This is a genomic window from Cellulosimicrobium cellulans, from assembly GCF_042723955.1.
GTDB lineage: Bacteria > Actinomycetota > Actinomycetes > Actinomycetales > Cellulomonadaceae > Cellulosimicrobium > Cellulosimicrobium cellulans_H.
This window is the reverse complement of sequence record NZ_JBHXIC010000013.1, coordinates 54,453-72,620: the sequence shown is the minus strand read 5'-3', so window position 1 is coordinate 72,620 and position 18,168 is coordinate 54,453. Positions and strand designations below refer to the sequence as shown.

Annotated in this window: 16 protein-coding genes; 6 read left to right on the top strand and 10 right to left on the bottom strand. The window is 72.1% G+C overall.

Annotation, left to right across the window (positions count from 1 at the left end; translation table 11 throughout):
- The first annotated feature begins 131 nt into the window (after positions 1-131).
- Positions 132-2,291 (top strand): acyltransferase family protein, encoded by a 2,160-nt coding sequence (locus ACFWH7_RS05855; protein WP_378215522.1) that lies wholly within the window; start codon positions 132-134, stop codon positions 2,289-2,291.
- A gap of 7 nt (positions 2,292-2,298) precedes the next feature.
- Here the strand turns inward: ACFWH7_RS05855 and ACFWH7_RS05850 are convergent, their stop codons facing one another.
- From ACFWH7_RS05850 to ACFWH7_RS05835, 4 genes are all read right to left on the bottom strand, one after another.
- Entirely contained in the window at positions 2,299-4,401 is a 2,103-nt protein-coding gene (locus ACFWH7_RS05850) for an acyltransferase family protein (RefSeq protein WP_378215521.1), read from the bottom strand.
- Positions 4,402-4,709: 308 nt separating this feature from the next.
- Positions 4,710-5,462, bottom strand: a complete 753-nt coding sequence (locus ACFWH7_RS05845; protein WP_378215519.1) for an ABC transporter ATP-binding protein — start codon at positions 5,460-5,462, stop codon at positions 4,710-4,712.
- Positions 5,462-6,280: an ABC transporter permease gene (locus ACFWH7_RS05840; RefSeq protein WP_378215518.1), complete on the bottom strand. Its 819-nt coding sequence runs from the start codon at positions 6,278-6,280 to the stop codon at positions 5,462-5,464. Before ACFWH7_RS05840 ends, ACFWH7_RS05845 begins: the two co-directional genes overlap by 1 nt.
- A gap of 78 nt (positions 6,281-6,358) precedes the next feature.
- Positions 6,359-8,212, bottom strand: coding sequence for a glycosyltransferase (locus ACFWH7_RS05835; RefSeq protein ID WP_378215517.1), 1,854 nt, complete (start codon positions 8,210-8,212; stop codon positions 6,359-6,361).
- Between the two features lie 271 nt (positions 8,213-8,483).
- Between ACFWH7_RS05835 and ACFWH7_RS05830 the strand changes: the two genes are divergently transcribed.
- From ACFWH7_RS05830 to ACFWH7_RS05820, 3 genes are read left to right on the top strand one after another with little or no spacing between them, the layout of a single operon-like run.
- Positions 8,484-10,058: a methyltransferase domain-containing protein gene (locus ACFWH7_RS05830; RefSeq protein ID WP_378215516.1), complete on the top strand. Its 1,575-nt coding sequence runs from the start codon at positions 8,484-8,486 to the stop codon at positions 10,056-10,058.
- A gap of 12 nt (positions 10,059-10,070) precedes the next feature.
- The gene (locus tag ACFWH7_RS05825; protein WP_277512064.1) at positions 10,071-10,304 is read left to right on the top strand and encodes a DUF6752 domain-containing protein; all 234 of its coding nucleotides are present in this window, start codon (positions 10,071-10,073) and stop codon (positions 10,302-10,304) included.
- 50 nt (positions 10,305-10,354) lie between these two features.
- Positions 10,355-11,284, top strand: a complete 930-nt coding sequence (locus tag ACFWH7_RS05820) for a glycosyltransferase family 2 protein (protein WP_378215515.1) — start codon at positions 10,355-10,357, stop codon at positions 11,282-11,284.
- Positions 11,285-11,363: 79 nt separating this feature from the next.
- Here ACFWH7_RS05820 and ACFWH7_RS05815 read toward each other — a convergent pair whose 3' ends face one another.
- The 4 genes from ACFWH7_RS05815 to rfbB all read right to left on the bottom strand — a co-directional run bounded on the left by ACFWH7_RS05815 (position 11,364) and on the right by rfbB (position 14,853).
- On the bottom strand, positions 11,364-12,062 hold the full coding sequence (locus ACFWH7_RS05815; RefSeq protein ID WP_255318723.1) for a phosphocholine cytidylyltransferase family protein: 699 nt from the start codon (positions 12,060-12,062) through the stop codon (positions 11,364-11,366).
- 88 nt (positions 12,063-12,150) lie between these two features.
- Positions 12,151-12,339 carry a Trm112 family protein gene (locus tag ACFWH7_RS05810; protein ID WP_141389178.1) on the bottom strand — a complete coding sequence of 63 codons (189 nt, stop codon included), beginning with the start codon at positions 12,337-12,339 and terminating at the stop codon, positions 12,151-12,153.
- Positions 12,336-13,808, bottom strand: coding sequence for a phosphomannomutase/phosphoglucomutase (locus tag ACFWH7_RS05805; protein ID WP_141389179.1), 1,473 nt, complete (start codon positions 13,806-13,808; stop codon positions 12,336-12,338). The genes ACFWH7_RS05810 and ACFWH7_RS05805 overlap by 4 nt, the downstream gene beginning before the upstream one ends.
- A 49-nt stretch (positions 13,809-13,857) precedes the next feature.
- Positions 13,858-14,853 (bottom strand): dTDP-glucose 4,6-dehydratase, encoded by a 996-nt coding sequence (rfbB, locus tag ACFWH7_RS05800; RefSeq protein ID WP_277512060.1) that lies wholly within the window; start codon positions 14,851-14,853, stop codon positions 13,858-13,860.
- Between the two features lie 122 nt (positions 14,854-14,975).
- Here rfbB and rfbA point away from each other — a divergent pair, with 122 nt between their 5' ends.
- Positions 14,976-15,839, top strand: coding sequence for a glucose-1-phosphate thymidylyltransferase RfbA (gene rfbA, locus ACFWH7_RS05795; RefSeq protein ID WP_237843462.1), 864 nt, complete (start codon positions 14,976-14,978; stop codon positions 15,837-15,839).
- Here rfbA and rfbD read toward each other — a convergent pair.
- Positions 15,812-16,720 (bottom strand): dTDP-4-dehydrorhamnose reductase, encoded by a 909-nt coding sequence (gene rfbD, locus ACFWH7_RS05790; protein WP_378215514.1) that lies wholly within the window; start codon positions 16,718-16,720, stop codon positions 15,812-15,814. The genes rfbA and rfbD overlap by 28 nt on opposite strands.
- A gap of 37 nt (positions 16,721-16,757) precedes the next feature.
- Here rfbD and ACFWH7_RS05785 point away from each other — a divergent pair, with 37 nt between their 5' ends.
- Positions 16,758-17,375, top strand: a complete 618-nt coding sequence (locus ACFWH7_RS05785; RefSeq protein WP_378215513.1) for a dTDP-4-dehydrorhamnose 3,5-epimerase family protein — start codon at positions 16,758-16,760, stop codon at positions 17,373-17,375.
- A gap of 4 nt (positions 17,376-17,379) precedes the next feature.
- On the opposite strand, the gene ACFWH7_RS05780 is transcribed toward ACFWH7_RS05785, so the two are convergent.
- The gene (locus ACFWH7_RS05780; protein ID WP_047232115.1) at positions 17,380-17,733 is read right to left on the bottom strand and encodes a DUF3499 domain-containing protein; all 354 of its coding nucleotides are present in this window, start codon (positions 17,731-17,733) and stop codon (positions 17,380-17,382) included.
- Positions 17,734-18,168: the final 435 nt, after the last annotated feature.

Sequence of the window (18,168 nt, the reverse complement as noted above, 5' to 3'; positions counted from 1 at the left end):
CCTCTCTATCTCAATCTGTTGGCGCTCCTTGTTGTGTTTTCTTCTCCTGGCGCGTCCCCCCGCCGCGCGGCCCCCCCCCCCCCCCCCCGCCCGCGCCCCCCCCCCCCCCCCCACCTCTCTATCATCGTGCGGTGACCTCTCCCCAGACCGAGCTCCGCACGCACCCACCGCGGCACGCCGCGCCCCGTGCGTCCGGCGGCACGCCGGCAGCGCCCCGGACGGACGTCCAGGCGCTCCGCGCGATCGCGGTCGGGGCGGTCGTCCTCAACCACCTCTGGCCCAACCGGCTCCCGGGCGGCTACGTCGGCGTGGACGTCTTCTTCGTCATCTCCGGCTTCCTCATCACGTCGCACCTGCTCAAGGAGCTGCTCTCGACCGGGCGCGTCCGGCTCGCGACGTTCTACGCGCGCCGCGTCCGTCGCCTCCTCCCGGCGGCGCTCCTCGTCCTGGCGGTCTCCGCCGTCGCCGTCTGGGCCTTCCTGCCGTACACGGCGTGGTCACGCAGCGCGCAGGAGATCGCGGCGTCCGCGTTCTACGTCGAGAACTGGGCGCTCGCCGCGCGCTCCGTGAACTACTCCGCGCTCAACGACGACGCCACGGTCGCGCAGCACTACTGGTCGCTGTCGGTCGAGGAGCAGTTCTACCTGCTGTGGCCGCTCCTGCTGCTCGGCCTGTACCTCCTCGCCGTCCGAGGGTCGCGCGGGGCCACCCGGCCGCGGCGCGTCGTCGCGACGGGGGTCCTCGTCGTCGGCGCGCTCTCGCTCGTGCTGAGCATCGTCATGACGGTGCGCTCCCCGAGCGAGGCGTACTTCGTCACCCCGGTCCGGTTCTGGGAGTTCGCGCTCGGTGGTCTCCTCGCGCTCGGCGCGACCCGGGTACGGCTGCACGGCGCGGCGGCGAACGTGCTCGCGCTGGCCGGGTTCGCGGCCATCGGCGCCACCGCGCTCCTCTACGACCACGCCACGCCGTTCCCCGGGTGGCTCGCCGCGGTCCCCGCGCTCGGCACCGCCGCCGTGATCCTGGCCGGGACCGAGCGCCGTCCGCTGCTCCACGACCGGGTCACGGCGCTGCGCCCGGTCCAGGTCCTCGGTGACGTCTCCTACTCCGTCTACCTGTGGCACTGGCCCCTGATCGTCGTGGCTCCGTTCGCGCTGAGCCGGTCGCTCACGACCGTGGACAAGCTCGGCATCGCCGTCGCGTCCGTCGTGCTCGCGTGGGTCACCAAGGTCCTGGTCGAGGACAAGGGACGGACGTGGCGCTGGGCGTCCGTCCGGCCACGACGGTCGTTCGTCCTCATGCTGGCGGGCATGGCGATCGTCGGCACGCTCGCCCTGGGCCTGCACGCCGCCGCGGGACGCTCCGCGGCCGAGGCGGAGCGCGCGGCGCAGGAGGCGGCGGCTGCCCACGCGGCGTGCCACGGGCCGGCTGCGCTCGCCCCCGGCGCGCCGTGCGCGGATCCCTTCGGACCTGCGATCAACCCGGTCGTCGGAGAGGACGGCAAGTACTACGTCGTCGACCACACGGAGTGCGGCGAGATCGGCACCCGGCTCGAGGTGGAGGGCACCAAGACCACGCGCGAGTGCGACTTCAGCGGCGGTGACCCCGAGGCGACGCAGGTCTGGCTCGTCGGAGACTCGCACGCGCAGCAATGGCAGGCTCCGTTGCTGCAGATCGCCAGCGAACAAGGCTGGGACGTCACCATGAGCCTTCTGGGCGCGTGCCCGTCCGCGGACGTCGCGTACGTCGGCTACCGGGGGAACCCGGCGACTCCCGAGAAGCTCCGACGGTGCGCGGCGTGGCGCGAGGCCGTCCAGGCCGAGATCGCCCACGAGCGCCCGGACATGGTGTTCACGTCGAGCTTCGCGCGCGCGGAGCAGGTCGACGACGGCACGGGCCGGAGCGCGACCGAGCAGTACGTCGAGGGGTTCCGCTCGTACTGGCAGCCATGGCTCGAGGCCGGGACCGACGTGTACGTGCTCGGCGACCCGCCGATGAACGGCATGGTCCGCGTCAAGGACTGCGCGATCCTCAACCCGCAGTCACCGGTCGAGTGCGCAGTCGACCGGGGCGTCGCCCAGCCCGCCGACCCGATGCTCGAGGCGGCGAGCATGCCGAGCGACGGGCCCGGGCGACTCGTACGGATCGACCTCACCGACCAGTTCTGCGACGCGGACCGCTGCTACGCCGTGGTCGGCGGTCTCCCGGTCTACGCCGACCGCGACCATCTCAACAAGCAGTACGCGCTGCTGCTCAAGGACCGGCTCGCCGACGCCGTCGACCACGCCAGATGACAACTCCTCACGACCGGCGGATGCGCGACTCGAGCGCCGCGGTCATCTCGGGCGCCATCGTGGAGGCGAACGTCGCCGACAGGTGACCATGGTCGAAGTAGGTGATGACACCGCCGATCACCGGCGAGCAGAAGCCCTCCGGGCAGATCGTGTCGTTGAGGTCGAGGACGGTGACGAGACCGCTCGTGTCCGCCTCCGCCGCCTCGGCGAGGGGGTCCCGTTCCAGTCCCTGCTCGAGCGTCATGCCGCAGTCCGAGATGTCCTGAGGGTCTGCCGCCAGGCAGTCGGGGACGTCGACGGAGGCGGCCGGGGTGTCGCGCACGACGAGCACCGGGGTGCCGGAGGAGGTGATCCGCTCGAGGACCACGGCGTAGGAGTCCCGTGCGGTGTCGTCCTTCTTCTCCCGGGGCACCCCGACCAGCTGCTCCCACGACCGGTCGGACATGACCACGAGGTCGTACTCCCCGCTGGAGACCTCGTCGATCGCCCATCGGTTGATCGCCACGCAGCCCTCGACGGCCTTGGGGTCGGAGAAGACGATGGGCACCTCGACCGTGTAGCAGTTCGACTGGAGGAACGTCGTGAGCTGCCAGCGGTCGGCTTCGATCGCGGGAAGCATCGCAGGCACCCAGTGCCCCGCGTGGGAGTTGCCGACGACCGCCACGCGCGCCTCGGGGTCGTCGCTGCCGTAGGTGCACGAGATGCGTGTGTCGAACGGATGCAGGTTCCAGCAGTCGTCCTCGTAGACGACCGGCATGTCCGTCTTCGCGAAGGCCGGCGTCGTGACGAGCTCGTCCCCCACCAGGTCGCAGGAGGAGTCCCGCACGGCACCGGCTCCCAGGCACTGCGCGGCCCGCTCCGCCGCCTCCTGGGCCGCCGACTCCGCGGCCCGCGCGTCGTACTGCGACTTCGCGTACACCGCCCCAGCCGCTCCGCCCACCACCACGAGACAGGCGAGCAGCACGAGGAACGTCGGCCGCAGGCCACGCGTGATCCGTCGGCCCGAGCGCAGCGGGTCCTCGATCAGACGCTTCGAGAGGACCGCGAGCAGACCGGCAGCGATGAGCAGGACGATCTTCTCCGGCCAGGCGAGGTCGTGCCCCAGGGCGAACGGGGCGATCACGATCAACGGCCAGTGCCAGAGGTACAGGGAGTACGACACGTCACCGACCCACTGGACCGGCCGCATCCCCAGGGCACGGCCGGGACCCGCCGTGACGCCGTCCGCCGCAGCGGCGATGACGAGCGCGGTCCCGACCGTCGGGAGCGCCGCGCTCGCGCCGGGGAAGGGTGTCGACGCCGTGAAGGTCAGCACGGCCACGCCGATCATGGCGAGCCCGACCCAGGCCATCACCGCGCGGGCGGCCGCGGGGAGACGCACCGGGAACCCCACGAGGAGCGTCGCGAGGAGTGCCCCGATGCCGAGCTCCCAGAACCGCGTCGTCGAGACGAAGTACGCGGCGGCGGGGTTGGATACGGTGAGGTGCACGGACCACGCGAACGAGGCGGCGACGACGGCACTGACGACGGCCGCGGGGGCCCACACCACGCCACGACGCCACCGTGCGCCGACCGCCACGGCCAGGCCGAGGAGAACGGGCCAGACGATGTAGAACTGCTCCTCGACGGAGAGCGACCAGTAGTGCTGGACCGGGGTGTGCATGGCCTCGGCTGCCAGGTAGTCCGTCGAGGACCACGCGAGCGCCCAGTTCTCCACGTAGAAGGCCGACGCGAGGACCTCGCGAGAGACCGTCGCGCGAACCGTCTCGGGGAGCCAGACCACGGAGGCGACGAGAGTCACGAGGAGGACCAGGCTCGCCGCCGGGATCAGTCGGCGGACACGCCGCGCCCAGAACCCCAGGAGGTCGTGGCCGGAGCGGATCGGACGGCGCAGCAGGTGCGACGTGATGAGGAACCCGGAGATCACGAAGAACACGTCGACGCCCACGAATCCGCCCGTCAGGCGCTTCGGCCACAGGTGGTAGAGCAGAACGGCGAGCACCGCGATCGCGCGCAGACCTTGAATGTCGGTTCGCTGGTCGCCCGACCCACCGCCCACCGCGGTGGGCGCCGAGGACACGGGCCGTGCGTGACGGACGACTGTGGTCATGGGGTTCTGCTCCGGGACGGTGACGTTCGCGACGCCCGAGCGCTGGTGCGGGGACGCACGCAGGCCGTGGACGCTCGATCTACGGGGATCGCGGGGACGGGAGCCGTCCGCCGCGACCACACAGACTAGTCGGACGTCGCCCTCCACCATGCCACGCGGACCCGTCGAGGACTCAACCGACGCGGCGCGCAGGCGCACCGCGCCGGTGCGGCCCCACCCGTTCCGCGACGCCCGCCGTCCGCCGCGCGGCCGCGACGACGAGCTCCCGCGACCTCACCTCGGTGCTTCCGGCGGCGTTCGCGCCCCGGTCAACGCTCCTTCGCGTACTGCTCCAGGACGTCGTCGAGCGGTCCGTCGGCGCGCAGCTCACCGGCGCGCAGGTAGAGCCCGCGCGTGCAGAACCGCCGCAGGTCGTCGTTGTTGTGCGAGACGAGGAACAGGGTGCGCCCGGCGGAGAGCAGCTCGCCGATCCGCTGGTAGCACTTGTCGCGGAAGGCCTTGTCCCCGACCGCCAGGACCTCGTCCACGAGCAGGATGGGACCGTCGAGCTGCGAGACCACGGAGAACGCGAGACGAACCTGCATCCCCGAGGAGTAGTGCCGGTACGGCGAGTCGAGGAACTTGTGGATCTCGGCGAAGTCGACGATCTCGTCGAAGCGCTCGTCGATCTCCTTCTTCGACATCCCGTGCAGGCCGGCGGCGAGGTAGATGTTCTCCCGGCCCGTGAGGTCGGGGACGAACCCGCCCGTGATCTCGATGAGCGGGGACACGTCGGCCTTCACCGTCGCCCGGCCCTCGTCGGGGAGGAGGACGCCCGTGACGACCTTGAGGAGCGTGGACTTGCCCTGCCCGTTCCGCCCGATCACCCCGATCGCCTCGCCCGGCGAGACGTCGAACGAGACGTTGCGCAGCGCCCAGAACGAGTCGCGGGCCGGGCCCTTGTCACGACGCAGGATCATCTGCCGCAGGCCCGCGCTGCGGCGCCCGCGGTCGAACTGCACGCCGACGTCCTTCACCGAGATGATGGGGTCGGGCAGCCCGGTGAACGTGGTCGCCGCCATCACAGCTCCTTCAGCATGGAACGCTCGGTCCGCGCGAAGACGATCCAGCCGAGCACGAGGGTGAACACCGAGACCCCGCCGGCGATCGCGATCGCGTCCCAGTGCACGGCGTCGGGGAAGAACCCCGCCCGGAACGCCGTGATGATCCCGCTCATGGGGTTGAGCAGGTAGAGCGTCTTGAGGACCTGCGGGATGTTCGCGTTGTACACGTCCTGGATCCCGTACAGCACGGGCGAGGCGTAGAAGAGCACGCGCATCGCGACCCGGATGAGCGGCTCGATGTCGCGCAGGAGCACCTGGAGCGGCGCCAGCAGCAGTCCGACCCCGGAGAGGAGGACGAGCTGCATGACGATCGCCACCGGGAAGAGCCAGATGTGACCGTTGATCTCCGGCCGGAAGATGAGCAGGAACGCAGCCAGAACGGGCATCGAGAAGCCAAACTCCACCGTCTTCGACAGCACGACGCGCAACGGCCAGACCTCACGGGGAAGCCGGGTCGACCGCACCAGTCGGGAGTCGTGCTGGAGCGAGTTGGCGCTGTCGCCCACGCAGTTCTGGAACCAGGTCCAGGGCAGCAGCGCGGCAAGCAGGAAGATGATGTAGGGCTCTTCCCCGACCGAGCGCGGGAAGATCTTGGTGAAGACGAACCAGTAGACGGCCGCCATGAGCAACGGGTCGAGGATCGACCAGAAGTACCCGAGCAGCGAGTCCGCGTACCGGACCTTGAGATCACGCCGGACCAGGAGACCCAGGACCGAACGAGCCCTCCACAGCGCCATCGGCCTGTTCACGGCCGCGCCGACGCCTGTATCACTCACTTGTTCCTCCACGCGCTGGACGCCTCGCACCCGAGGCCGTCGCACACCCTACCGTCGCGGGAACCCGCGGACGGACGGTCAGTCGTCGCCATCGGTGATCCCGATCGTCGCGCGCCAGGCCGAGGGGGCGACGAGCGCGGACGCCTGGTCGCGGTACGCCTTCTGCACCTCGGGCCAGCGCCGCTTGAGCTCGCGGTGCAGCGCGAGCGACTCGCGCCAGAGCGCGACGAACGCCTTGCGGTCTCGCACGTACCAGTTCCCCGTGCGGTCCTCGCCGGCGAGAACGAGCACGCTGTCGTACCGCGGCAGCTCCCACCAGACGCCCTGGCCCCGCTCGAGCTGGGCGTCAGGACGGCTCCGCTTCTCGGGGCGCACGGGGACGAGGAGCTGACGCGCGACGGAGCGCAGCGTGAAGACCGCGAGCGCCGCACCTCGGGGACCGTGCTTGCGGGCGGTGGGCGGCACGTCCTTGCGGGCCGGCACCGGGGCCGGGGCGTCGACGGTGTAGCTCCGGGCCTCGCCGAACTCCTTGGCCAGCGCCCGCAGCTCACCGAGCCGCGTCCCCATCGTCGCGTGGAGCTCGCCCGGGCCCTTCAGCACGTCGCGGAGGGCCGCGTTGCGGAGCGTCACGGCGTAGTACTGCATCGAGAGGAGGTGCTTGAGGTTGAGCCGGCTGCTGTCCGCGAGCAGCGCGCCGCCGTGCTCCTCGCCCGAGTGGATCAGCCCCGAGACCACGCGGTTGCGGGCGTGGAAGTACGCCTGCCAGTCGATCGCGTCGTCCTTGTCCTGCCACGTGATGTGCCACAGCGCGACGCCGGGGAGCGAGACCGTCGGGACGCCGGCCGCCTTGGCGCGCAACCCGTACTCCGCGTCGTCCCACTTGATGAAGTACGGCATCGACAGCCCGATCTCACGGACGACGGCCGTCGGGATCAGGCACATCCACCAGCCGTTGTAGTCGGCGCGCGGCCTGCGGTGCAGCCAGCGCGTCGCACGCAGCGACTCGTCCGAGAAGTCGACGAGACGGTGGTCGGGGTCCGCGGGTCCCCACATGAAGTTGGACTGCTGCACGATCTCGCTCACCGCGTGCAGGTTGGTGGGGCGGTACATGTCGAACATGTGGCCGCCGACGATGGTGGGCCGCGAGCAGGCGTCCGCGAAGCGCACGGCACGGAAGATGCTCTCCGGCTCGACCGCGACGTCGTCGTCGAGGAGCATGACGTGCGTGGAGCCGTGCGCGACCGCCTCGAGCATGCCGCGCGAGAAGCCGCCCGAGCCGCCGAGGTTGGGCTGGTCCACGATCTGCAGGCGGTCGCCGAGGCCCTCGCGCGCCTCCTCGAAGCCCGGCTCCGCCGCGACCTTCTGGGTGCCCTGGTCCACGACGACGACCCGGTCCAGGACCTGGCGCACGTCGTCGTCCGTGCCCAGCGCCCGCAGCGTCCGCACGCAGTAGTCCGGCTTGTTGAAGGTCGTCACGGCCACGGTCACCGTGCCGTCCGCCGCGGGCCCGTCCACCTCCCAGCGCCCGGGGCCGATCTCGACGTCGGTCGACGCGGTGATCTCGAACCAGCACCAGCCGCCGTCGGCCGCCCCCGCCGTGGCCACCTCGAGCCGGACGGTCTCCTCGCCGTCGAACCGGACCGCCTCGAGCCGCGTGGCGTGCCCGCGGGCGTCCGTGCGCACGAGGCGGACCTGTCCACGTCCGGCCAGCTCGATCTCCAGCGTCACGGACGTCACCGTGGTGTTCGCCGCCCAGTGCATCAGGGGGAAGGCGTTGAAGTAGGAGGCGAACGAGACGTCGCTCCCGGCGACCAGACGGGCCGTGCGGCGCGAGACCACGTCGATCGACGACGTCGCCCCCCGAGGGCTCTCGACGTACAACGGGAGCTTGTCCAGATCCGTGGGGTAGACGACGTGCTGGACGGTGATCACGGTGGGCGCCTCGCAGGATGGGTCGAAGATCCGGACGGCCGAAGACGTGCGCAGCGCCTGCTGAGGCGGCGCGTCGGCTCGATGGCACAGGCTACCGGGCCGACCGTTCGGGACGGGCGAAATCGGCGCGGTTCACAGAATGTGCAGATCGCGTTCACGAACACGTCGGGGACAGGTCCGCCGCACGACACTGACGTAAACTCGGGTCGGCCTCGGGGCGGTCCTCCTGTCCCCGCGGCACTCGTCGAGACCCCCGATCCGAAGGGCACCCATGCCGCGTCGTCCCACCACGACGTCCCGCGAGCTGCGCGCGAGCCGCACCCTCCTCCGGCTCCCCGCACGCGTTCCGGACCATGTCTCCTCCCTCGACGTCCTCGTCAACGACCACCGGGTGTGGTCGATCGACCTCGTCTCGGACGAGACGCTCCGCGAGCGGCTCGACCACCCGTGGCCCGCACCGATCACGCCGTTCCTCGACGGCACGGCGCGCATCGACGTCGCCGACTCCACGACCGGGGACGTCCTGTGGAGCGCCTCCGTGCGGTTCGGCAGGAGCACGCGGCCCGTCGAGGTCGTGGACGCCCTGGGGCGCCACGTCGCGCTCAACAAGTGGGGGCGGCTGGGCAAGACGTTCGACGGTGCGGACGAGGGCCTGCAGCAGCGCCTGCTCGACCGGCTGGACGTGCTCGTCGAGCTCCTGCACGAGCTCGGTCTGCGGCCGTTCGTGGTCGGCGGCACGCTGCTCGGTGCCGTCCGTTCGGGCCACATCCTCCCGCACGACGACGATGCCGACCTCGCCTACCTGTCGGAGCTGAGCCACCCCGCGGACCTCTCCCTGGAGAACGCCCGGATCGCGGCCGACCTCACGTCGCGCGGGTACGAGGTCGTCCGGCACAGCAACGCGCACCTGCAGATCACGTTCCGCCGCGACGACGGGCTCGTCGACGGCTACATCGACATCTTCACGGCGTTCTTCACGCCGGACGGCCAGATCAACCAGCCGTTCCACGTGCGCGGGCCGATGCGCCAGGAGTCGATGCTCCCGTTCTCGACGGTCACGCTCGAGGGTCGGGACTACCCCGCTCCGGCCGTCCCGGAGGACTGGCTCGTCGTCAACTACGACGAGAACTGGCGCACTCCGCTCCCGGGGTACAAGCTGCGCACGCCCCGGGCGACCGCGCGCCGCTTCCGCAACTGGTTCGGCTCGTACAACTTCCAGCGCGACTTCTGGGAGGACCGCTACCTCTACGACCCGACGAGCGGGAGCGGAACGGACCTGCGCGGTGCGGACGCCCTGCTCGCCCGCACGGAGGATGGCGACGTGGTGGTCGACCTGGGGTGCGGGGCCGGCGCGGCGGCACGACACCTGGCGGCGAACGGTCGTCGGGTGGTCGCCGTCGACTACGCGGAGTCCGCGCTGCTGCGCGCCCGCAGCCTCACCGACGGCGCCGAGGCGGAGCGGGTCACGTGGCTGCGCCGCAACCTCATCGACTTCCGCGAGGCCGCGGACGTGATCGCCCTCCTCGCCGAGGAGGAAGGGCGTGTCCACCTGCTCGCCAACCACCTGCTGGAGCGCCTCGGCCACCACGGCCGGGCCACCGTCTGGCGTACCCTGCGACAGTACGTCCGAGCCGGGAGCGTCGTGGCGCTCGTCGTCGACACGGTGCCGGACCCCGAGGTGACGTTCCGCGACCCGACGACGTGGCACCTGACGCTCGACGAGATCGAGCAGGAGCTCGCCCCCCTGGGCCTGTCCCTCCACGGGACCACGCCCCTGCGCGGGACCGCACGTGACAGCGTCCGGCAGCCCGTGCTCACGTACCTGACCACCGCAGCCCAGAGCTGAGACGAGGACGACATGAAGCAGAAGATCATCGCCGTCGGCGACCGTGTGGCGCCTTCCCTCATGGCACGGCTGCGCGGCAAGCCTCTGCCGAACCACGCGCAGGTGCTCGAGGAGCTGGCCCAGCTGCGCGAGGACGTGCGCGACCTGCGCGCGGAGATCGACGAGTGCCGCCGGGACAACGTCCGCATCGCCGAGCTGACCGACATCGTCGAGACGCGGCTCGCCGCGCCTCGGTCGGTGGACTGACCGACCCGCACCGCCCCGGCCCCGACCTCGACGGAACAGCGAGCATCCCTATGACCCAGACCCCCCACGTGGCAGCCGTCGTCGTGACGTTCAACCGTCTCGAGAAGCTCAAGAAGGGCATCGCCGCGATCCGCGCGTCGAGCGTCCCCCCGCAGACCATCCTGCTCGTCGACAACGACTCCACGGACGGCACGGGCGACTACCTGCGCACGATCGCGGACGACGAGGACATCCACGTCCTGTCGCTGCCGAAGAACGTCGGGGGCGCCGGCGGGTTCGCCGCCGGCCTGCGCCGCGCCCACGAGCTCGGGGCGGACTTCTTCTGGATCATGGACGACGACTGCTACCCGGAGCCGGACGCGCTCGAGCGGCTCCTCGACGAGCACCGTGCGGTCGAGGAGCACGTCCACGACCGCGTGCCCTTCGCGTGCTCCGTCGTCAAGTTCGTCGACGGTCAGCTGTGCGAGATGAACGAGGCCGTGACCACCTGGGACTGGCCGCGCTACCTCGTCCAGGGCCTGAACGCGGTCAAGGTCCGCGAGTGCACGTTCGTCTCCGTCCTGCTGCCCCGGTGGACGGTCGAGGAGCACGGGCTGCCCCTGGCCGAGTACTTCATCTGGTACGACGACAAGGAGTACACGAAGCGCCTGTCGGGGCGCACGCGTCCCGGCATCCAGGTGCTCGACAGCTACGTCGTGCACGACATGGGTGACAACAAGGGCGTCAACTACGGCCAGATCACCGCGCAGAACGTCTGGAAGTTCAAGTACGGCGCCCGCAACCAGTCGTCGTACCGCTGGCACTACGAGGGCAAGCTCTCGTGGATCACCTACGTGAAGAACGTGGTCGGCAAGATGCGCCAGGGCGGGGTCTCCCGCAGCCTCCAGCTCCAGATGGTCCGGCAGCTCCTCGCCGGCATCCGGTTCAACCCGCAGCCCCAGTTCCCCCGGACGTCGCCGAAGGCGCCGAGCGCGGGCTGACGCCGAGCGGACGAAGGGCCGGTCTCCCGTGCGGAGACCGGCCCTTCGTGCGTCCTGGGACGGACCTCGCAGACGGTCCTCAGAGGAACTCGTTCGCCCGCTCGAGGTCCTCGGCGAAGTCCACCTCGACGGCGTACAGGTCGGAGACGTCGACGGGGACCACCTGGAGCCCGTCCTTCTCGATCGCGACCTCGATGCCGCGCTCGAAGTAGTCCTGGTCGCCGACCTCGGCGAGCCGCGTCACGAGCGCAGGCTTGTCGGCAGGGGCGACGAAGTTGATACCGACCGCCTCGCCGAGCGCCCCCTGGACGGTCTTCGAGAGCTCGTCGATCCGGCCGTCGGCGTCGACGGTGTACTTGACCTCCTCGTCGCCGACCGCCGCGGTGTTGACGCTGACGAACGACTGCCCGGACTCGATGTACGGCTTGAGCCGCTCGAGGACGCGCGGGTCGAAGACGACGTCGCCGTTCATCCACAGGACGCCCCGGTCCCCGGTGGCTCGCAGCGCCTTGAGCAGGCTCTTGGACGTGTTCGTCTGGTCGTAGATCTCGTTGTACGCGAACGTCACGTCGGGCGCGGCCTCGAGGATCTGCTCGAGCTTGAACCCGACGACGACGAGCACCTGGACGTCGCGGCCGAAGGCGCCGCGGACGTTGCCCAGCTGCTGGGCGAGGATCGTGCGCCCGTCCTTCAGCTCGGTCAGCGGCTTGGGGAACGGCCGCCCGAGGCGGGTCCCCATCCCGGCGGCCAGGATGACGACCTGGGGCGCGTTGCTCACGGTGTGTCCTTTCGTCTCTCGCTCCGGCTCGCCGACGAGCGGAGCACCGGACCGACTCTACCGACTGCGACGCTGCTGTCCTGCCGGGTCAGAGCTCGCGCGCGTCGTCCTCCAGCAGGACCGGGATGCCGTCGCGCACCGGGTACGCGAGCGGGCGGTCGGGGTCGGTGGAGTGCAGCTCCGGCTCCCCGGACGGGCCGGTGCCGTCCACGAGGCGGGCGCCGGTCACGGGGCAGCGCAGGGCCTCGCGCACCCAGGGGTCGATCTGCAGGCTCATGCTCGCTCCTCGTCGTCGTGCGCGCGCACGAGCGACAGGACGTCGTCGCGCACCTTCTCCATGATGTCCTCGTCGGCCGCCTCGACGTTGAGCCGCAGCAGCGGCTCCGTGTTCGAGGCCCGGAGGTTGAACCACCACTGCGGGTGGGAGTCCCAGTGCGAGACGGTCAGCCCGTCGAGCTCGTCGACCTCGACCGGTCCGCCACCCTGCTGCGTCACGTAGGCCTCGACGACGCGCGCACGGGCCGCGGGCACGTCGGCCACGGTGGAGTTGATCTCGCCCGAGGCGACGTACGGCTCGTACATCTCCCCCAGCGCCGAGAGCGGGTGCGGCTGCGACCCGAGCGCGGCGAGCACGTGCATCGCCGCGAGCATCCCCGTGTCCGCGAAGAAGAAGTCGCGGAAGTAGTAGTGCGCGCTGTGCTCGCCGCCGAACACGGCGTCGTTGTCGGCCATCTGCGCCTTGATGAACGAGTGCCCGACGCGCGTGCGCACGGTCCGTGCTCCCGCGGCACCGAGGAAGTCGGGCACGGCACGCGAGGTGATGAGGTTGTGGATCACGGTCGGCGTGCGTCCCGCCTCGACCTCCTTGGCGACCTCGCGCAGCCCGACGAGCGCCGTGATCGCCGACGGCGACACCGGGTCGCCGTGCTCGTCGACGACGAAGCAGCGGTCGGCGTCGCCGTCGAACGCCAGCCCGAGGTCGGCGTCGTGCTCCACGACGGCGGCCTGCAGGTCGAGCAGGTTCTGCGGGTCGAGCGGGTTCGCCTCGTGGTTCGGGAACGTGCCGTCGAGCTCGAAGTACAGGGGCACGACGTCGAGCGGCAGCGCGGGCAGGCCGGCGCCGGTGCCCAGGACGGCCGGCACGGTGTAGCCACCCATGCCGTTCCCGGCGTCGACCACGACCTTGAGCGGCCGGATCCCGGACAGGTCGACGAGCGAGCGCAGGAACGCCGCGTAGTCCGCGAGCATGTCGCGGTCCGCGACCGAACCCGGCGCGTCCGCGGCGGCCGGGAGGCCGTCGCCGAGGTAGCCCTCTGCGAGCCTGCGGACCTCCGCGAGCCCTGAGTCCTGACCCACCGGGCGCGCCCCCGCGCGGCACAGCTTGATCCCGTTGTAGACGGCCGGGTTGTGGCTCGCCGTGAACATGGCGCCCGGCATGCCCAGCGCGCCGGATGCGTGGTAGAGCCCGTCCGTGGAGCACAGCCCGATCCGCACGACGTCGACCCCGGCCTCCGTGAGGCCGGCGGCGAACGCCTCGACGAGCTCGGGCCCGGAGTCGCGCATGTCGTGCCCGACGACGACGCTCGCCCGGGCCGGCGCGTCGTCGGCCGCGACGGGCGCCTCCGGCAGGGCCACCGCGCGGGCGAACGCGGCGCCGATGGCCTTTGCCACCCGGGGGTTCAGCTGGTCCGGGACGGTGCCGCGGACGTCGTACGCCTTGATGAGGTGGGAGAGGTCGGTCGTCACGCGCCCCAGCCTATCGGCGCCCACGGCGGCCGCCGGTCGGCGGCGCCCGCTACTGGCCGCCGGCCGCGTACCGCGCCTCGGTACGCGCCTTCGCGGGACGCCACCACGCCTCGTTGGCGCGGTACCAGTCGACCGTGCGAGCGATCCCCTCGGCGAACGACGTGTAACGCGGCGCCCAGCCGAGCTCGGTACGCAGCCGCGTGGCGTCGATCGCGTAGCGCAGGTCGTGCCCTGCTCGGTCGGCGACGAGGTCGTAGTCGGCGCGGTCGCGCCCGAAGATCTCGAGCAGGTCGCCCACGACGTCGAGGTTGGACCGTTCGCCGTCCGCCCCGACGAGGTACGTCTCGCCCACGGCGCCCCGCTCGACGATCGCCCACACCGCGTCGTTGTGGTCGTCCACGTGGATCCAGTCGCGGACGTTCTGACCCGCGCCGTACACCTTGGGCCGGCCCCCGTCGAGGAGGTTGGTGATCTGCCGCGGGATGAACTTCTCCACGTGCTGGTACGGGCCGTAGTTGTTGGAGCAGTTGGAGATCGTCGCGCGCACGCCGAACGAGCGCACCCAGGCGCGCACGAGCAGGTCGCTCGACGCCTTGGTCGAGGAGTAGGGCGAGGACGGGTCGTACGGCGTCGACTCGGTGAAGCGACCCGGGTCGTCGAGCGCGAGGTCCCCGTAGACCTCGTCGGTCGAGACGTGGTGCAGCCGGACCCCGTGACGACGCACGGCCTCGAGGAGGGTGAACGTCCCGACGACGTTGGTCCGGACGAACGGTGCCGGGTCGGCGAGCGAGTTGTCGTTGTGCGACTCGGCGGCGAAGTGCACCACGAGGTCGGTCGACGCGACGAGCCGGTCCACGAGGTCGGCGTCGGCCACGTCGCCGACCTCCAGCGCCACTCTGTCGCGCACGGGGTCCAGCGACCGCTCGTCGCCCGCGTAGGTGAGGGCGTCGAGCACGACGACGTCGACGTCGGGCCGCGTCTCGACCGTGCGTCGCACGAAGTTCGCCCCGATGAACCCGGCTCCGCCGGTCACGAGCACCCGCACCGACGACCTCCTCGACCCGTTCCCCTGCCGCCCGCGAGTCTAGCGACGGAGGCCGCGCGCACCGGCGCGCCGCACGGCATTTCACCCTCCCCCGGCCCTCCTGCTCGTGAGAGCCTGCCGGGATGAAGGGGATCGTCCTGGCAGGTGGCGCGGGCACGCGTCTGCACCCGATCACGCTCGGGGTGAGCAAGCAGCTGCTGCCCGTCTACGACAAGCCTATGGTCTACTACCCGCTCTCGACGCTCCTGCTCGCCGGGATCCGCGACGTGCTGGTCATCACGACCCCGCACGACGCGGCGGCGTTCCATCGCCTGCTCGGGGACGGGTCGCAGCTCGGCGTCTCGATCTCCTACGCCGTGCAGGCCGAGCCCAACGGCCTCGCCCAGGCCTTCGTGCTCGGGGCCGACTTCCTCGACGGCGACTCGGCGGCGCTCGTCCTCGGCGACAACATCTTCTACGGGCCGGGTCTCGGCGACCGGCTCCAGCGCTTCGCGGGGATCGACGGCGGCGCCGTCTTCGCCTACCGCGTCGCCGACCCGACGGCGTACGGCGTGGTCGAGTTCGACGAGTCCGGGCGCGCGCTGAGCATCGAGGAGAAGCCGGCCCGGCCCCGGAGCAGCTACGCGGTCCCCGGCCTGTACTTCTACTCGGCGGACGTGGTCGACGTCGCACGCTCGCTCCGGCCGTCGGCGCGCGGGGAGTACGAGATCACCGACGTCAACCTGCACTACCTGCGCGAGGGTCGCCTCCAGGTCGAGGTCCTGCCGCGCGGGACGGCCTGGCTCGACACCGGGACGGTCGACTCGCTGCTCGACGCGAGCGACTTCGTCCGCACGATCGAGAACCGCCAGGGGCTGAAGATCGGGGCGCCGGAGGAGGTCGCCTGGCGACGCGGGTTCCTCACGGACGAGGAGCTCCGCGAGCGCGCGACCGCGCTCGCGCCGTCGCGCTACGGCACCTACCTGCTGTCGCTGCTCGACACGTGAGACCCCGGACCGTCCTCGAGGCCGGCGAGCACCAGCGGGGCGGCGGCACGCCACCGCTCGCGCCAGTCCCCGACCGGCTCCACCCCGTGGCGACGCAGCGCGTCGTGCCCCAGCGCGGACCACGCGGGGCGGGGCGCGGGACGGGCGAAGGCCGCGCTCGACGTCGGCCGGACGCTCTCCGGGTCGATCCCCACGGTCGCGACCACCTCCCGGGCGAGCTCCCACCACGACGCCTGGCCCTGGGCCGTCCCGTGGTAGGCACCGCCGGGTGCTCCGGCGCCGACGAGGCGCACCACGAGGTCGGCGAGGTCCACGGTCCACGTCGGCTGACCGACCTGGTCGTCGACGACGTCGACCGACCCGCGTTCGCGTGCGAGACGGGCGACCGTGCGGGGGAAGCACGTGCCGTGAGCGCCGTAGAGCCAGGCCGTGCGGACGACCAGCGCACCGGGGTGCTCGGACCGCACCGCCCACTCGCCCGCAGCCTTGGAGCGCCCGTACGCCGAGCGTGGTGCGAGCGGGGCGTCCTCCGCGTACGGCGACCCGGGCCCGGCGGGCGGCGCGACGCCGTCGAAGACGTAGTCCGTCGAGACGTGGACCAGCCGGGCGCCGCGGGCCGCGGCGGCCCGTGCCACGTGCTGCGCGCCGACCGCGTTGACGGCGAACGCCCCGGGCTCGTCCCCCTCCGCCGCGTCGACGGCCGTGTACGCGGCCGCGTTCACGACGACGTCCGCCCCGCGCACCGCGGCGTCGACCGCCGCGGCGTCCGTGACGTCGAGGCCCGCACGGTCGAGCGCTCGGACGTCCTCCCCGCGGGAGCGCAGCAGGGCGACGAGGTCCGTGCCGAGCATCCCCCCGGCACCCGTGACCGTCCATCGCACCGCGACCACCTCCGCACGCACCCTATCGAGGAGCAGCATGAACGCCCGTGAGCTGACCGTCCCCGGCGCGTGGGAGCTCACGCCGCGCCAGCACGCCGACGAGCGCGGGGTCTTCCTCGAGTGGTTCACGGCCTCGGCCCTGCGCGAGGCGACCGGACGCGACCTCGACCTGGCACAGGCGAACGCGTCGGTGTCGGCCGCCGGAGTGGTCCGCGGCGTGCACTACGCCGACGTCCCGCCCGGTCAGGCGAAGTACGTGACGTGCGTCGCGGGGTCCGTGCTCGACGTCGTCGTCGACCTGCGGGTCGGTTCCCCCACGTTCGGACGCTGGGACGCGGTGCCCCTCGACGCGCACGAGCGCCGCGCCGTCTTCCTCCCGGAGGGCGTGGGGCACGCGTTCATGGCGCTCGAGGACGGGTCGACCGTCGTCTACCTGTGCTCGAGCGGCTACGCGCCCGAGCGTGAGCACGGCGTGGACCCGACCGACCCGGACCTGGCGATCGACTGGCCGACGACCGGGCCGCACGGGCACGTGCTCGTCCCGTCGTTCTCCGCGAAGGACGCCGCGGCCCCGTCGCTGCGGGCCGCGCTCGAGGCCGGTGCGCTCCCCCGCGCCGACGAGGTCGACGCGTTCGTGCGCACCCTCAGGGCCTGACGGGTCAGTCGCCCTCGGCGCGCAGCACGCGCAGGTGGCCGCGTCGTCCGACCTCGGTGACGTCCGGCGGTTCGGGCTCCGTCCGGACCTTGCCCGCCTCGCGCACCGCGTCCGCGAGCGCCGACAGGTCGTCGTCGCTCGGGCCGGTCTCGACGAACTGCGGGGACAGGCGCACGACCTCCCAGCCGCGCGGCGCGGTGAGGCGCTCCGCGTGCTCGGCGCACAGGTCGTAGCTGTGCGGCTCGGCGAGGTGCGCGAGCGGGCCCAGGACCGCCGTGGAGTCGGCGTAGACGTAGGTGAGGGTCGCGACGGCGGCACGGACGCACGCCGTGCGCGAGCACTGCCTGACGGATCTCACGCGCTGACCTTACGCCCTCCGGGCGTGTCGTGGTGCCGGCACACGCCGTCCGGACCCCGCGGCCCCGCAGGTGGGCGCGCTGCGCCGGGCGTCGGCGGGCTACAGTCGTCGTGTGCGTGGCAACACTCCCTCCCCCGGCTCGCGGCCAGAGCCCGCCGGCGCAGGGCGCCGAGCCCGCTGGTCGCGGCGCGGCGCCGCCACCCCTCCCCCGGTCTCGTTCGACGAGCTCGTGATCCCGCCCCGCGCGCCCGGCCCGGGCGGCCAGGGCCCGGCGCCGCGACGTCGCGACCGCCGTGGTCGCGGGATCCGCGGTCCGCTCCTGCCGCCCACCGCACCCGCGAGCCGCACGCGGGCGGAGAAGTGGGGGGCGGGGGGGGGGGCCCGCGGGCGGGGGGGGGGGGGCGGGGGGGGGCAGCAGCACCGCGGGGCGGAGGG

Bases quoted from the DNA above. Each gene is read 5' to 3' on its own strand.
- ACFWH7_RS05810 (WP_141389178.1), bottom strand. From the start codon at position 12,339: ATGAGCCTGCAGATCGACCCCTGGGTGCGCGAGGCCCTGCGCTGCCCC.
- ACFWH7_RS05820 (WP_378215515.1), top strand. From the start codon at position 10,355: ATGACCCAGACCCCCCACGTGGCAGCCGTCGTCGTGACGTTCAACCGT.
- ACFWH7_RS05825 (WP_277512064.1), top strand. From the start codon at position 10,071: ATGAAGCAGAAGATCATCGCCGTCGGCGACCGTGTGGCGCCTTCCCTC.
- ACFWH7_RS05845 (WP_378215519.1), bottom strand. From the start codon at position 5,462: ATGGCGGCGACCACGTTCACCGGGCTGCCCGACCCCATCATCTCGGTG.
- ACFWH7_RS05850 (WP_378215521.1), bottom strand. From the start codon at position 4,401: ATGACCACAGTCGTCCGTCACGCACGGCCCGTGTCCTCGGCGCCCACC.
- ACFWH7_RS05830 (WP_378215516.1), top strand. From the start codon at position 8,484: ATGCCGCGTCGTCCCACCACGACGTCCCGCGAGCTGCGCGCGAGCCGC.
- rfbA (WP_237843462.1), top strand. From the start codon at position 14,976: ATGAAGGGGATCGTCCTGGCAGGTGGCGCGGGCACGCGTCTGCACCCG.
- ACFWH7_RS05785 (WP_378215513.1), top strand. From the start codon at position 16,758: ATGAACGCCCGTGAGCTGACCGTCCCCGGCGCGTGGGAGCTCACGCCG.